Annotated in this window: 12 protein-coding genes; all 12 read left to right on the top strand. The window is 36.5% G+C overall.

All coding sequences use genetic code 11. The features are described 5' to 3' along the window. Nucleotide 1: 1 nt before the first annotated feature. The 12 genes from CD001_RS00100 to CD001_RS00045 all read left to right on the top strand — a co-directional run bounded on the left by CD001_RS00100 (nucleotide 2) and on the right by CD001_RS00045 (nucleotide 15,323). Entirely contained in the window at nucleotides 2–1,258 is a 1,257-nt protein-coding gene (locus CD001_RS00100; protein WP_096185579.1) for an ABC transporter substrate-binding protein, read from the top strand. Nucleotides 1,259–1,312: 54 nt separating this feature from the next. Then, the gene (locus CD001_RS00095) at nucleotides 1,313–2,254 is read left to right on the top strand and encodes a carbohydrate ABC transporter permease (RefSeq protein WP_407081087.1); all 942 of its coding nucleotides are present in this window, start codon (nucleotides 1,313–1,315) and stop codon (nucleotides 2,252–2,254) included. Then, entirely contained in the window at nucleotides 2,254–3,096 is an 843-nt protein-coding gene (locus CD001_RS00090; protein WP_096185575.1) for a carbohydrate ABC transporter permease, read from the top strand. The genes CD001_RS00095 and CD001_RS00090 overlap by 1 nt, the downstream gene beginning before the upstream one ends. Nucleotides 3,097–3,457: 361 nt before the next feature. Continuing rightward, a complete protein-coding gene (locus CD001_RS00085; protein WP_096185574.1) occupies nucleotides 3,458–4,792 on the top strand; it encodes a hypothetical protein in 1,335 nt (444 codons plus the stop codon). A 301-nt stretch (nucleotides 4,793–5,093) separates the two neighbouring features. After that, nucleotides 5,094–6,050, top strand: a complete 957-nt coding sequence (locus CD001_RS00080; protein WP_306454048.1) for an aldo/keto reductase — start codon at nucleotides 5,094–5,096, stop codon at nucleotides 6,048–6,050. A 30-nt stretch (nucleotides 6,051–6,080) separates the two neighbouring features. Further along, on the top strand, nucleotides 6,081–6,848 hold the full coding sequence (locus CD001_RS00075; protein WP_096185572.1) for a sugar phosphate isomerase/epimerase family protein: 768 nt from the start codon (nucleotides 6,081–6,083) through the stop codon (nucleotides 6,846–6,848). A 240-nt stretch (nucleotides 6,849–7,088) separates the two neighbouring features. Then, nucleotides 7,089–8,441 (top strand): ABC transporter substrate-binding protein, encoded by a 1,353-nt coding sequence (locus CD001_RS00070; protein ID WP_096185571.1) that lies wholly within the window; start codon nucleotides 7,089–7,091, stop codon nucleotides 8,439–8,441. Between the two features lie 74 nt (nucleotides 8,442–8,515). Next, on the top strand, nucleotides 8,516–9,451 hold the full coding sequence (locus CD001_RS00065) for a carbohydrate ABC transporter permease (RefSeq protein ID WP_096185569.1): 936 nt from the start codon (nucleotides 8,516–8,518) through the stop codon (nucleotides 9,449–9,451). Between the two features lie 2 nt (nucleotides 9,452–9,453). Further along, on the top strand, nucleotides 9,454–10,305 hold the full coding sequence (locus CD001_RS00060; RefSeq protein WP_096185568.1) for a carbohydrate ABC transporter permease: 852 nt from the start codon (nucleotides 9,454–9,456) through the stop codon (nucleotides 10,303–10,305). Continuing rightward, on the top strand, nucleotides 10,302–11,600 hold the full coding sequence (locus CD001_RS00055) for a CehA/McbA family metallohydrolase (RefSeq protein ID WP_096185567.1): 1,299 nt from the start codon (nucleotides 10,302–10,304) through the stop codon (nucleotides 11,598–11,600). Before CD001_RS00060 ends, CD001_RS00055 begins: the two co-directional genes overlap by 4 nt. A gap of 5 nt (nucleotides 11,601–11,605) precedes the next feature. Continuing rightward, a complete protein-coding gene (locus CD001_RS00050) occupies nucleotides 11,606–12,661 on the top strand; it encodes a LacI family DNA-binding transcriptional regulator (protein WP_096185566.1) in 1,056 nt (351 codons plus the stop codon). Between the two features lie 562 nt (nucleotides 12,662–13,223). Further along, nucleotides 13,224–15,323, top strand: a complete 2,100-nt coding sequence (locus CD001_RS00045; protein ID WP_096185564.1) for a DUF5054 domain-containing protein — start codon at nucleotides 13,224–13,226, stop codon at nucleotides 15,321–15,323. The last annotated feature ends 129 nt before the right edge of the window (nucleotides 15,324–15,452 follow it).

Genomic DNA, 15,452 nt, shown 5'->3' with positions numbered 1-15,452 from the left:
TATGAAACCGTATACAAGGAAGGCATTTGGTGTGTTCATTCTGTTCATTCTATTAATAGCAGCCTGTGGTGGAGATGCAGAGACAGAGGGCAATAGTACTACAAAAACCTTAAATTTAGCACTTTGGGATGAAGAAGTAAGTGATGTAATCGATTTATCTATTGAAGAGTTTGAAGAGGCGAATCCTAATGTTGAAGTAAATGTTACGTATACTCCATGGTCAGATTACTGGACAAGAACAAGAACGAGTTTGGCTGGTGGTAGTGGACCAGACGTATTCTGGATTAATGGAGCAAACTTTTATCAATACACATCAAGCGGATTTATTAAAAACTTAGAGCCATTTATCGAAGAGGAGAACTTCGATACAAGTGTTTATCCTGAATCCTTACTAGAGCTCTACAGTTATGAGGGGAATTTACATGGAATGCCTCATTTTTTAGACTCAATTGCCTTGTTTTATAACAAAAGAATGTTTGATGAGAAGGGGGTAGATTATCCTGATGAAACTTGGACATGGGATACGGTTGAAGAAGTAGGTGCTCAACTAACTTCAGAGGAAGATGGCGTCTATGGATATGTTGCACAAGTGAAACGTCAAGAAGGTTATTATAACTTGATTCATCAAGCAGGGGGATATGTCATCAATGAAGATAAGACAAAATCTGGATTTGACCTCCCTGAAGCTCTGGAAGCATTTAAATGGATGGAGAATTTAATTGATCAAGGAATCTCACCGACAGCCCAACAGCAAATGGAAACAGAACCAGAGCAAATTTTTGGATCTGAAAGAGCTGCCATGATTCCACTTATCTCTGTTAATGTGCCTGCAGCATATGAAATGCTCGGTGAAGACTTAGGAGTAGCTCCATTGCCTGCAGGTGAGGAACGCGCATCGATTGTTCATGGGCTTAGCTGGGTAATTAACGAAAATACTGAAGAAGCTGAATTAGCTTGGGAATTAGTTAAAACGTTAACGAACAAAACAGCAAATAAGAACATTGCAGAGTCAGGTTTCAGTATACCTGCCTATGAAGGAACAGAAGGTGAGTGGTTAGAATCTATCCCATCAGTAGATCTTCAAGTCTTTATCGACAGCATAGAATTTGGAGTACCATCACCTAACTCCAAAAATTCAGCTGAGTGGCAGGATGTTGAGATTAAGGAGTTACAGGACGCGTTCTTAGGGAGGCAAACTCTTGAAGAAGCTGTACAAAAAATGGCAGTTCATATGAATGAAGTATTAGCGAATGAATAATGGAAGGATTATAAAGAATAGGCAGAGTGCTCTGCCTATTCTTTATAAAAAGGAGTGGGAAGATTGGGAAACTATCAGACAGTAACGGAATCTAATAAAAAAACAGTCATCCTAAAAAAGAAGACATTCTCAAAGGAATCACTTCTGGCTTATTTGTTTATATCACCATTTTTGTTAGGGTTAGGTATATTTTTTCTTATACCTGCTGTAGCGTCTTTTTATCTATCCTTTACAACATGGGATGGGTTATCTGCTCCTGATTTTAGTGGGATAACTAATTTTATTAACCTTTTCCAAGATCAAACGTTTCTTCGGGCAATGTTAAATACATTTGTTTTTACGATTTTATCTGTTCCTACTTCGATCGTTATTGCAACTTTAATTGCAACGTTATTAAATCAAAAAATAAAAGGAATGGTCATTTACCGAACGCTATACTTTATTCCAGTCATTACAATGCCAGTGGCTGTAGGGATGGTTTGGAGATGGTTATATAACTCAGAATACGGATTATTAAACTTCTCGTTAAGTTTATTAAATTTACCACAGCCAGCATGGCTTTTTGATGAAAGGTTGGCTTTAGTCTCTATTGTTATTGCAAGTGTCTGGATGACTGTAGGGAATAGTACAGTCATTTTGTTAGCAGGCTTACAAGGAATACCACAATCATATTATGAAGCTGCGGTCATTGATGGAGCTAATGACATTAAAAAGTTCTTTTACATAACATTACCTTTATTATCTCCTAGCTTATTTTTTGTCCTTGTAATTTCGATGATTAACTCACTGCAAGTATTTGACCTTGTATATATGATGATGGGTGAAAATGTTGGATTGTTATACCCAACACGGACGATTGTATATAGCATGTGGGAACATGGATTTAGATATTTTAATATGGGATATGCATCAGCACAGGCGTTTATGTTGTTCATTATTATTTTATTTCTAACAATCATTCAATTATATTTCCAGAAAAAGTGGGTGCATTATTAATGGGAGGAAATCGTTTGAAAGCAAAGATAAATTATAAAAATCTGCTTATTCATGTCATATTGATTGTTGGCGCTTTTATTATGATCATCCCTTTTTTCTGGATGATATCTACTTCGTTGAAAACATATTCAGAGTCGATGCAAGTTCCACCAACAATTATTCCAAAAAGTTTTCAGTTTAGTAACTTTTCAGAGGTATTTGAGAAGGTAAACTTTTTAACTTACTACTGGAATACAATTTTAATGACAATGGGAAGAACAATTGGTCAGCTCTTTTTTTGTTCTTTGACAGCATTTGCTTTTGCTAGAATGAATTTTAAAGGAAAGAATGTCTTATTTGTGTTGATTCTTTCAGTTTTAATGGTACCATCGCAAATTGTGATGATTCCTAGTTTTGTTGTTATGAGAGAGTTTGGCTGGATAGATACATTTTATGCATTAATTACTCCTGGGATTTTTAGTGCATTTGGGGTATTTCTTCTTCGTCAGTTCTTCATGTCTATTCCGCGGGAGCTGGATGAAGCAGCAAAAATTGATGGATGCTCTTTCTTTGGCATCTATTGGAGAATCATTTTGCCTCTTTCAAAACCAGCAATGATTGCTTTAGCGATCTTTGCTATTATCTCAACTTGGAATGATTTTATGTGGCCATTAATTGTAACAAACTCGGATGACATGAGAGTCTTATCCATCGGAATTGCTTCCTTCCAGGGACAATATAATACTCAATATCCACTACTAATGGCTGGCGCCCTCATGGCGACTGCTCCGATGATCGTTGTGTTTATGTTCTTACAGAAATACTTCATTCAAGGTATTGCATTAACAGGATCTAAAGGATAAGGTGAGTCCCTTCGAAAAAAGAAGTGTCCGCATTCTATCATAAAGAATATAGTTGATGATATATTTGTGTATTGGCATGTGATGTATGTCGTTAATAAAGATTCTTCAACCTGAAAAGGTCATCATATAAGGAGATGGGTTCAAATGTTGGGTTTCCATAAACGTTGTTCGTAATTATGTAGACGAACATTCAATAAGTCCTGGAGGAGGAAAGACAGAAATTATACTTTCTAGGTTGCAAGTCGATACATGGTTGGGGGCTGCTGTATTGATTTTTTATCAGGAAAGCAAGGTTGAATGATAGCGATTAAGTGAAGACGTTGTCACCCGAAACGGAAAGTTACTTAGGAGGGGTACTATCATGGAAAACTATATTACTTCTTTTTCATATTCGGATTCTCCACTCCAATTGAATGAAGTACAGAGTTTAACTGTAACCTTTACTATAGAGGAGAAGGGAGAAACGGTCATTGATTTTGTTAGCAGAGTACCTGGAGGGGATTGGGGAGCTAAAGATAGAGAGTCTGCATTAGTTAGATTGTTTGTGAATGGAGAGTATAACCAAGATTTAATCCTCTTTTACGGGGAAGAAGTCTTTACTTATGAGAGATTACTAGGCAGCTTACCTCGAGGTAACCATGAGCTGACTTTTGTATTTCAAAACGTTCGGTCTTCACCTCAGATTTCCTCTGCAGAAGTTCATAAAGTAGAAATTAGGCAAGTAAAAGAGTCAGACCCGGATATTGTTTTTTATCAGAATGCTCCTTTAATTTATGGTCGTGACATTGATTCACCATATGAAAGTGTATATACCGATACACCTCTTACATCATTCTACTATTGTGATAAACAAGAGGACGGTTCTATGACTCTTGAATACCATACAATTTTCAGCCATGAAGATGATGGAACAGAAGCTAATGCTTTACTGTCAAAATGGGGTCGAACTACAGATATTGAGTGGACGTACAAAGTAAGAGTTAACGGTTTTGGAGAGAGGATTTCTGACGAAGAGAATGGAGAAGTGTTTCAAGGGGCGGATCATGTTGTAAAAGAATTTAAAGGTAATAGAGGTCTCGGAGACCATCCTGTTTTGCAAACTGCAACAAAAAACGGGAATTTTTCTGATGAAGTCACATCTGATTACCGTTATTTATTAAAACCAATCCAATGTCTTAAGCGCGATGAAAATAGAGAATCTGTTATGAATGGCAACCCTTGGACATATGTCATTGCAACAAAAGAAATAAAACGTCAAAAACTGATTGAAGTACTACACGAACCCAAAAAAGAAAAGTTAGGAGATCCTCTCTACTACATTTATATCCAAACAAGTAAATTTACGGCTGGTGAAAGTGGAAATCTAGGCAAAGTAGATATTCAAGTCAAACTTATGAATGACCAGCATTGGTATAGTTCTGTATTTTATAATCATGAATTGGCATATGCCGGTGAAGACGGTCCTTTTTCCACTACGGTTAAACTTCCTCAACACACAGTAATTGAGGATATTGAAGAAATACGAGCAACTTTTATTGATAACGGCGAGGCACATTCAGTGACAGTAAGAGGGGTTGCGAAAGCTTTCTTCTTAGGTGAAAACATGTTGCCAAAGAGGCCATTTATTACATCGGAAAGAATTGTAGAAGTTTCTAAACAAACGATGCATGGTACCTTATGGAAAAGGCCTATGTGAAGCCATAAAAAAATAAATCGAATAAATAATCCTTGTTGTTAACAATCTAGAGGTTCTGCCACTTGAAAAATTGAAATATTCAAAAAATATTATTGAAATACACTGTTTCTTAAAGGTATAATGTTTTTAGCATATTCATAATATAGGTCTTTGCAACTCTCTTTTTTTGAAGATCATTAAACCGGTTTAATGGTCGTGCAAGAGCATTTTCTAAAAATGAATATTTATTCTATTAATATAGCAGGGGGGGAAAGAAGTGCAAGTAACATTATAGATTGTCTCTCTAGAAGGAGGTTTTCTGTTGCAACTAGTACAAATTCATCAACCAACTGGAAAAAAGAGAATAGAAAAACAATGTACGAACCTAATTATGGGGACTGCTCATCTTTACCCAGACAGATTAGAGCATGCATGTGGAATGCTCGATGCTTATTTAGAAGCTGGGGGAAATACTCTTGATACTGCTCACCAATATGAAGGAAGTGAAGAGGTAGTTGGAGAATGGTTGGAAAAGAGTAAAAAAAGAGATCAGATTCAACTTATAACCAAGGGAGCACATCCAGATGATGGTGAACCTGGTAATAGAGTGAATCGAGATTTGGTAAAGAAAGATTTGTATGAAAGCTTAGATAGATTAAAAACGGATTACATTGATTTTTATGCCTTGCACCGTGATGATCCTAACGTGGAAGTCGGACCTATTATCGAAGCGCTTAACGAACATATTGAAACAGGATGTATCCATACAATTGGAGTATCGAATTGGTCAAATGAACGGATACAAGAAGCGAATGATTATGCTGTAGCTAATGGACTTGTTGGATTCACTTTTAATAGTCCAAATTTAAGTCTAGCAAAATGTAATGAACCACGTTGGCCGGGATGTATCTCATTAGATAAAAAAGGAATCGATTGGCATGCGGAAAACCAACTGCCTGTTTTTTCTTGGTCATCACAAGCTGGTGGTTTTTTCTCAGCGAGATTTAGCCCAGAAGATCGTTCCAATCGAGAGATGGTTCGAGTATATTATAGTCCGGAGAATTGGGAGCGTTTTCATAGAGCTTCTGTTTTAGCGGAGGAAAAGAAGGTTACACCTATTCAAATCGCTTTAGCGTATGTTGTGAATCAGCCATTTCCTACTGCGGCAATCATCGGGCCAGAAACAAAAGAAGAGTTGTTATCTTCTGTAGAAGGTGCCAATATTACTTTATCGAAACATGATATGGACTGGCTTGATTTATTAAGAGATTCAAGGTAAAGAAGATCAAATATTTGTAAGGGAGGAATGATGGCTAAGGTGAAATTCGCTGCACAGTTATTTACACTTCGAAACGAGTTAAAAGAAGATTTTCCAGGAGTGTTAAGGGAATTGAAGAATAGGGGGTGGAAAGCTGTTCAGATTGATGGTTTGTTCGGGTACAGTCCTCAAGAGATTTCTGAAGTTTTAAACGAGACCGGGCTTGAAACAGCGGGAATGCATATTGGGCTAGACCGGATGAAGCATGATTTGGATAATGTTATCAAAGAGGCGATTTTGTTCAAATCAAAAGATATTTTTTGTCACTATATGGAAGAGTCAATGCAAAATGAAGAAGGTTATAAACAAGCAAAATCAGAACTGCTAGAAGCTATACAAAAGCTTGAACCTTTAGGGTTTAGAGTAGGTTATCATAACCATGACTTTGAATTCAAAACGATGGTCGACGGGAAGAATGCGTTGGAGTATATACTAGAGCCTTCTGGAAATCGTTTTATCTATCCTGAGATTGATACGTACTGGATTAAAAAAGCAGGACGCGATCCATTAGCTTTTATTAAAAAGTATACAGGGAGAACTCTATATATTCATTTAAAGGATATGACAACGGATGGCAGAGACTATTTTACAGAGATTGGTACAGGTTCAATCGACTTTGAATCAATTCTTTGGTGGGGACAAAAGAACGGTGTTGAATGGTATGTCGTGGAACAAGATGATTGTGAAGGGAGTCCAATTGATAGTTTAAGTGTAAGTCTGCAAAACTTAGAAAAAATAGAGAAATATCTGAAGGGATAAAGTTTAGAAATGAAATAGAATCTCAAATATGAGCGCCCAATATAATTTTTATAATTATCAAATAACTACATTGACTATATTCAGAATATATAGTAAATTCTAAAAGTAACCGCTTTCATTAAACCGGTTTAATTATGACATATTTAAAGAACCAAAATATATTTTTTTATGAATGATTAAACCGGTTTAAACATTGGAAGTAGAGTTCGAAAGCAATAAAAAATAGGAGGGGACTTATGTATGAAAAGGTTTTTCTTTCTGTCTATTGTTTTAGCTTTCAGTTTGTTATTGTTCACAGCATGTTCTGAAGCAGAAGAAAGTGGTCAAACGGATAGTGGTAATGATGATGTTGACCAAAATGAAGAACAAGATCAAGACTCTGCTGTAGATCGTGACTTAGTTTCAGAAGGTTTACCAGAGTACAATGAAGACATTGCTAACCTTCCAGATACAACTATTGAAGTTTGGTTAGCGGCAGATTATGTAGAGGAAGATCCTGTTGTTGGTGCAATCAATGAGTTTATGGAAGTATATCCAAACATTACAGTTGAGTCTGCAGGTCATACATGGCAAGATATGCAAAACCAAGTTCGTTTAGCTGTCAATGGTGGAGCTCCACCTGATTTAGCTCACCAGCATGCATTTGCTATGGGAAGTCAAGGATTAGCAGAGCCAGTTGATGATCTGTGGGAAGAGTGGGGTATTGAAGAAGAATTTTTACCAGGTGCAGTAGATAACGTGACTTGGGAAGGAACAAAATACGGAGTTCCGATTGATATTAATACGACGTTCTATCTTTATAACACAGAAATGTTTGAGGAAAAAGGTCTAGAACCTCCGACAACTTTAGAAGAATTCACTGAAGTAACGAAAGCTGTAGCTGACGATGGAGTGTATGGGTTTGTTCCTTCCGCAAGTGGCTGGGGGCTGCAAGGTTGGATTGTTGCCCAAGGTGGAGATGTTCTAAAAGAGGTTGACGGTCAATTACAGCCAGATTTAAACAATGAAACGGTTCTAGAAGTTGTAGAAGCTTACACTGAGGTGGCTACTGTGCATGGAATTGCACCGATTCCGCCAGCTCAAGCTAGACAATCAGATCATCCTGTAGCAATGTTTGGGAATGAGCGTGCTGCAGCGATTGTATCAGGACCATTTGATATTTCTCGTATTGAAAATGAATTTCCAGATATGTATGACAAAGTTGGAACTGCACCAATCCCTGGTAATGACCAAGGATCTGTAGCAGGTGGAGGAAGTATGTTCGTACCTAGAGGTTCTGAAAACAGAGAAGTCTCGTTTGAACTAATGAAATGGATCATTTCTGACAAGTACGGTATCAGAATGGCTGCTGAAATGGGGAGACATCCAGTTAAAGAACACTTATATGAAGATGAACTTTACGATGATCCATTATTAACTCCATTTGTTGAGACGTTACCACATGCTGAACAGTTTTACTTAGAAGCTTATCCAGAAGCAAATGATGCTCATGGCCAAGCGTTTAGAAATGTATTTGATGGTGATGACGTTGAAGAGGCATTTAATGAAGCTCAAAGATTAGCAGAAGAAGCATTTGAACGAGAAGCTCAGTAATGGATAAAGAGATTATTTAGGAAGGGTATACAAACTTCTTCGTATACCCTCCTCTATCTTTAGGAGTGACATTAATGATACCAAAGCAAAATAGTTCTGCAGAAACTGTAAAGCAATTGCCGTTACCAACAAAAGTGAAAAAGAAAAACCGGTGGAAAGACTATCTTGGTTCTTATATGTTTGTATTTCCAGCATTATCATTACTATTTACATTCTCCTTTGTTCCAATTATTTATCTTGTCTTTCTAAGTTTTCATCGCTATAGATTACCCGATTCCCCACAATTTATAGGATTAGATAACTACTCACGTTTAATGTCAGATGGCATGTTTTGGAAAAGTATTGGGAATACGATGATTTATACTTTAGGTTCCATGCTCCTTGGGTTATTTGCAGCATTACTAATCGCTGTATTACTAAACAGAGCTTTTAGAGGAAGACGCTTTTATAAAGTATTTTACTTTTTGCCTGCTGTAACTTCAGATGTTGTATCAGCAATGATCTTCTTATGGATCTTTGATCACAATTTAGGGATTATGAATTACATATTAACGACGATTGGATTTAGTTCACCACCTAACTGGCTGTTAGATCCGTTTTGGGCAATGATGATCTTGATTTTTGTCGGGGCGTGGCGTGGAGCATCTTATAATATTCCAATATTCCTCGCTGGTCTTGAAGGGGTTCCGAAATCGTATTACGAGGCAGCAGAAATTGATGGTGCAAACGGTTGGCATAAATTTTGGAGAATTACGATTCCGACGATCATGCCGATTTCTGTTTATTGTATGGTGATGTCGATTATCGGGTCTTTCCAAGTTGTTGCTATTGTTGATGTATTAACAGACGGAGGACCAAGAAACAGTACGTTAGTAGCGATTAAATATGTATGGCAACAGTCTTTTGAGTTTAACTATGTAGGTTATGGGGCTACACTTTCACTATTTATATTCCCATTCTTGCTTTTCGTAACATGGTTGAACTTAAAGCTTTCTTCAAGGAGTGAGTAAACATGGTGAAGAAAAAACGAATAAATAAAATGATTATTTATATTTTAGCAACCCTTGTATTGCTCGGATTTATAGGTCCGTATTTATGGATGTTCGCAACTGCATTAAAAAGTCAAGGTGATGTCATGGCATGGCCACCACAAATTTTACCCACTGAATTTCGTTGGGATAATTTTTCTCGTATTTGGGAAGGGACCATTTTGCCTACAGCATTTATGAATAGTGTAATCGTTGCAACTACTGCTACAGCAATTAATGTGTTCTTTGCTTCTTTAGCAGCTTTTGCTTTTGCAAGGTTAGATTTCCCTGGAAGAAATGGTTTATTCCTCGGTGTATTAGCAACAATGATGGTTCCGGCTGGATTAATGGTCGTTCCATTATTTGCAATGATTAGAAATATTCCATTTACAGGGCCAGCTGGCTGGTTAGATAGCTATGCAGGTCTTATTATTCCGACAGCTATTACAGGTTTTGCGATCTTCTTACTAAGACAATACTTCTTATCAATCCCGAAAGATTTAGATGATCAAGCTGCAATTGATGGCTGTTCGAAATTCCAAGTATACTGGAAAATCATCCTTCCATTAAGTAAACCAGCATTAGGCTTAGTAGCGATTTTCACATTTTTAGGAAACTGGAATGAATACTTATGGCATTTAACAGTGGCTAGATCAGAGTCTATGTACACGATACAAATTGCTTTAGCCAGGTTTCAGACAGAGCACAATATTGAGTGGTCACTAATTATGGCTGGTGCAACAACTGCAGCCATTCCAATGATGATCCTTTATTTCACATTACAACCACTATTTGAAAAAGGTTTAGGTGGTATAGGAAGTGGGATGAAAGAATGATGAATGAAAACGTAAAAATTACCGATAAAGTTACTGTAACACTTTTTAAAAGTATTCCTGAAGATAAACAAGGACAATATATCACACTACCATTTGATGTACCTGAAACGATTGAAGAAATCACTGTTTATTTAAAGGTGGAAAATGAAGCAGTAAATACAATAGACTTAGGATTAGAAGACCCAAGTGGAATGAGGGGATGGAGTGGAGGTGCTAGAAGAAAGATTTTTGTAAGAGAAGATCGAGCTACTCCGGGGTATCTAATCGAAGAAATAACTCCTGGAAAATGGGGAGTTGTTTTAAATGCGTATGAAATAACAGGGGTGTGTAATGTAGAGGTAAACGTTGAAATGCGGCCAAAAGTAGCTCGTTGGATAAAAGGTGACTTGCATATGCACTCTAATCATAGTGATTCTCCCTATTCTTTATCAGAAGTGATTACGAATGCTAAGGAAGCGGGATTAGAATACATTGCTTTAACGGATCACAATACGTTTAGTCAAAATTATGCGTATGAACCTCAAGAAGACTTAGTCATAATCCCTGCAGTAGAACTTACGACAAATAGAGGGCATAGTAATTTTTATGGTGTCAATCAACCATTTAGAGATTTTAGGTGTCAAACTGTTGACGATGTGAAGCGTGTTATTGCTGAAGGAGAAGAAAGTGGTGCTCTTATTTCTGTTAACCACCCTTTTTGTAATCATTGCTGTTGGGATTGGGGGTTTGAAGAGTTTGAGTTTCATTTTGTAGAAATATGGAATGGTCCTTGGCATGAGAGAAACTTGAGAGCGTTAAATTGGTGGCAAAGTCAGCTTGTCCAAGGAAAGAGGATCATTGCAATCGGCGGTAGCGATAAACATGGACCGGATGAATGGATTAATTATGGAGGACCAACAACATTTATAAAAGCTTCAACACATAATCCAAAAGGGATATTAAGTGCGCTTAAATTAGGAAAAGCTACAATCTCATCTTCTCCAGATGGCCCATTAATTGATTTATCCATAAATGATTATCAGATGGGTGATATTGTTGCGTTATCCAAAGAGTTAGATGATCACAATTTGCACGTTACGATAAGAAACTTTCAGGGAGGAACGATAAAAGTTTATTCATCAAACGGATTAACTAACGAAAGCACATTAGGTGAAGGTGATCACCAACTAACATTCCAAATAGATATAAATAATAGTTTTTATCGTGTCGAATTATGGAGTGAAGATACACAGCTTCAATATTACACACCTCAAGCAATAAGCAATCCAATCTTTATAAAGGGAGCAAGGGACTGATCTAAATGGCTAAAATTGATGATGTTGCAAAAAGAGCTAATGTATCGAAGGGGACAGTTTCTAATGTTTTTAGTCAGAAGCGCCCTATCAGTGAAAAAGTAAAAAAAAGAGTACTTGAAGCAGCAAAGGAATTAAAGTACACACCGAACCATATCGCACGCAGCTTAGTAACAAAGAAAACTATGACGATTTCTCTAAATATTCCGTATTCGAAAAATCTATCATTAAGTACTTTTCATACCAATCTAATTAATGGTGTAATTACGGAGGCTTCCCTACAAAATTATCGTATATTAATAGATACTTTGTCTCAAGATGAGCTAGAACTTCCGTTTATTTCAAGAGATGGGATGGATGGAGTCATCTTATTAGATCCACGTACAAATGATAACCGTATGGAATATCTTACACACTTTGATATTCCATTTGTAGTCATTGGACAACCTTCTAAAGAATATTTAGGGAAGGCTCCATATGTGGATAATAATAATATTGAGATTACTGAGGAAATTACAACGTATCTTTTGAATAAAGGCCATGAAAAAATTCTATACTTAAACGCTCCAACTATTATGACGGTTTCAAAGATAAGAGAAAAAGGCTATTTACAGGCTTTCCATAAAGTAAAGAAGTCAGCGGACTTATCAAAGGTCATTTTTAAAGAAAGTTTAAAGCAAGATCCAAGTGTTTACGGTTATGAAAAAGTTTTAGAATGTTTCCAACAAGATAAGGAGCGTTATACTGCGATTATTGCTGATACAGACAAAGTAGCATTAGGTGCAATAAGGGCGTTAAAAGAGATGGATTTATCAGTACCTGAAGATGTATCTATTGTAGCTTTAAGTGATGATTTGGTACTTTCACATGAGTTGGATCCCCCTTTATCAACTGTTGATATGCATGCAACACAATTAGGGTATGAATCGGTACGCATGTTATTTGCACAAATTGGAGTAGGAGACTATAAAAAAACTAATTCGAAGATTGTCAAAGCGCGTTTTGAAGTTCGCAGTTCTTGCGAAATAGCCAAACATTCTGGGAGCAATATAAACAGGATTTAATTCTTAATTGTAATCATTTATCTAAGCTGCAATATAAGTATGTAAAATGTTATTTAAGTAAGGGCCTAATTTAAATGATAGGATTTATTAGTAATTTTATTTTTAATGCTGGTGGAAACAACATAAATCGTAATAAAAAAGATGCCTTGTTTTCTATATAACAGGGCTGATATACATATTATATTGCATAATTTTAAATGTTGAGAGGTTATTCAATTATATTTGAAAAGCAATCACTAAGCGAAGTAGAGAGTATAAATAAGAAAGGTTAAAAAGCCTATACATAGCCCAACGTTAAAATTAATTACTGTGCATAATTGAACAGTTAGAATTCTGGAGATGTGCCTAAGTTCAGGAGAAGTTTGGTTCTTGAATGTAAGGGGGGGAACATTGTAATACCGGATCCGATGGAATTTTCCACCCTTCTAAGGGCTAGAAAGATTCATTTTATGGAGATAACTCTGACGGAGTAGTGTTTTAAACATGGGGAAATGCTTGCAGTTCTTTGAAAATGGGGAAAGTTGTGCACTAAATATAACGAAATAAAGGAGTAATATATACAATGATTCGTAATGTTCATGTCATTTTTAAAACACATTTAGATATAGGTTTTACAGATTTTGCTGAAAACGTTATCGATCAATATATTCATTTATATATTCCAAAGGCTATTGAACTAGCAGAAAAGTTAGAATCAACTGGAGAAAAAGGAAGTTTTTTATGGACGACGGGGTCGTGGCTTATAAAGCATTATTTAAAGGTTGCCACATTAAAGGATCGTGAAAAAATGGTTAATGCAATTAACAACGGTCATATAGCTTGGCATGGCCTCCCGTTTACAACTCATACTGAATTGCTCAATCCAGACCTATTAGAATATGGATTATCAATTTCAAAAAAGCTAGATAAAGTATATAACAAAACAACTATCGCAGCTAAGATGACTGATGTTCCAGGACATACAATATCAATGGTACCACACTTGGCGAAATATGGTATCCGATATTTACACCTTGGAGTGAACCCTGCCTCCAAAGTTCCAAAGCTCCCGAAGCTATTTCGCTGGAGAGCAGAAGATGGATCGGAGGTCATCGTTAATTACGCTAATAATTACGGTGAAGTTGTTCAAGTTGAAGGTTTAGAAGATGCATTAGTCTTTGCACATACTGGTGATAACTGTGGGCCACCTTCTCCCGATGAGATTTATGAACAATTCGAAGAGTTAAAGAAAAAGTATCCCAATGCGAATATTAAAGCTTCTACAATGGACGCTTTCGCGAAAAAATTGCTTAAGATTAAAGATAAGCTACCAGTAATTACAGAAGAAATTGGTGATACATGGATTCACGGTGCAGCAACTGACCCATATAAACTTGCTTGTTATCGGGAGTGTATTCGAATACGTTCTCAGTGGCTTAGTGATGGAAAACTAACCCCTGATAAAGAACAGTATGAGGAATTAAGTGATCACTTGCTGTTAATAGCTGAGCATACGTGGGGAATGGATTTAAAAAAGTATTTACCAGACTATACAAATTATTCGAAATCTGATTTCGTTACAGCACGTCGGAAAAATATATTTGGACGTGATATGATACCCGAAAAGTATGGTTATATTGGTGCTTTCGCCATGAATGAAATAGACGAAAATTCAAAGGAGCTATTTATAAAAAAAGAAAATAATTTTAGTTATGAGAAATTTGAAAGTTCGTGGAAGGAACAAAGGGATTACTTAAAGAAAGCATTGGCTGCATTAGATGGAGAGTTGCATTCTGAACTGGAAGAAGCATTAGCAGAACAAAAAACAGTGCCGAATGAGTTACAAGCTGGTGATGACCTTCATTTCAAAAAACAATATCGATTAGGCAATTTCAATGTTGCTTTTGATTCTAACGGTTCGATTATTTCCTTATTTGACGAAAATGGGAAGAAATGGGCTGATGAACATCATGTGCTTGGGTTATTTACTTATGAAACATTTGGACCGGAAAACTATAATCATTGGTTTCAATCGTATATGAGTAACTTAAAACAAACACATCCTTGGTCAGATTCAGACTTTGGAAAGCCTGGTTTAGAATATGCAGATCCGAAACCTAAGCATCAGCTATATGAGCCGGTTGCTGAATCGCTACAATTGCAAAGAGGTGAAGAAGAAGATGTCGTTCAAGTGAGGATGATGATGCCAGAAGAACCTGTGAAATTTAATGGTTCTCCAGAAAAAGTCATTATTGAATACACATTTAGTAAAATTGGGAACGAGTTGCAAGTAACATTATATTGGGAAAATAAGGATGCAACCCGCTTACCAGAAGCAAGTTGGTTTTCCTTCACACCGATTGTTGATAACTCAAATCAATGGAAGTTCCATAAACTAGGTTCCTATGTATCACCATTATATGTTGTCAAAAATGGGAACCGTAACATACATGGTGTTGATAAAGGTGTATTATACCAAGGAACAGACGGAACATTAGAAATTGATATATTCGATGCAGCACTTGTATGCCCTGGAGAGCGTAAGTTACTACGGTTCGATAATTTATTCACTCCATTAGACAGAGGAATGCATGTGAATTTGCACAATAATATTTGGGGAACAAATTTTCCGATGTGGTATGAAGATGATGCGAGATTTCGATTTTGTTTACGCTTTGAATAATAGTGTAAGGGTATTATTGAAAACCGTAGTGGAAAGTATTCACTACGGTTTTCAATTTAAGTGTCAGGCACTTCCGGAAGTTTGTCGAACGCAGCAAGGTGCCAGGCACTTCCCGAAAAATGTCGAATA

Origin of the sequence: Evansella halocellulosilytica, from assembly GCF_002335745.1 — a bacterium.
Classification (GTDB): Bacteria; Bacillota; Bacilli; order Bacillales; family Salisediminibacteriaceae; genus Bacillus_CA; species Bacillus_CA halocellulosilytica.
Note: the sequence above shows the minus strand (reverse complement) of the source record. Positions and strands in the feature narration are given on the sequence as shown.

Bases quoted from the DNA above. Each gene is read 5' to 3' on its own strand.
- CD001_RS00100 (WP_096185579.1), top strand. From the start codon at position 2: ATGAAACCGTATACAAGGAAGGCATTTGGTGTGTTCATTCTGTTCATT.
- CD001_RS00090 (WP_096185575.1), top strand. From the start codon at position 2,254: ATGGGAGGAAATCGTTTGAAAGCAAAGATAAATTATAAAAATCTGCTT.
- CD001_RS00085 (WP_096185574.1), top strand. From the start codon at position 3,458: ATGGAAAACTATATTACTTCTTTTTCATATTCGGATTCTCCACTCCAA.
- CD001_RS00075 (WP_096185572.1), top strand. From the start codon at position 6,081: ATGGCTAAGGTGAAATTCGCTGCACAGTTATTTACACTTCGAAACGAG.
- CD001_RS00070 (WP_096185571.1), top strand. From the start codon at position 7,089: ATGAAAAGGTTTTTCTTTCTGTCTATTGTTTTAGCTTTCAGTTTGTTA.
- CD001_RS00065 (WP_096185569.1), top strand. From the start codon at position 8,516: ATGATACCAAAGCAAAATAGTTCTGCAGAAACTGTAAAGCAATTGCCG.
- CD001_RS00060 (WP_096185568.1), top strand. From the start codon at position 9,454: ATGGTGAAGAAAAAACGAATAAATAAAATGATTATTTATATTTTAGCA.
- CD001_RS00055 (WP_096185567.1), top strand. From the start codon at position 10,302: ATGATGAATGAAAACGTAAAAATTACCGATAAAGTTACTGTAACACTT.
- CD001_RS00050 (WP_096185566.1), top strand. From the start codon at position 11,606: ATGGCTAAAATTGATGATGTTGCAAAAAGAGCTAATGTATCGAAGGGG.
- CD001_RS00045 (WP_096185564.1), top strand. From the start codon at position 13,224: ATGATTCGTAATGTTCATGTCATTTTTAAAACACATTTAGATATAGGT.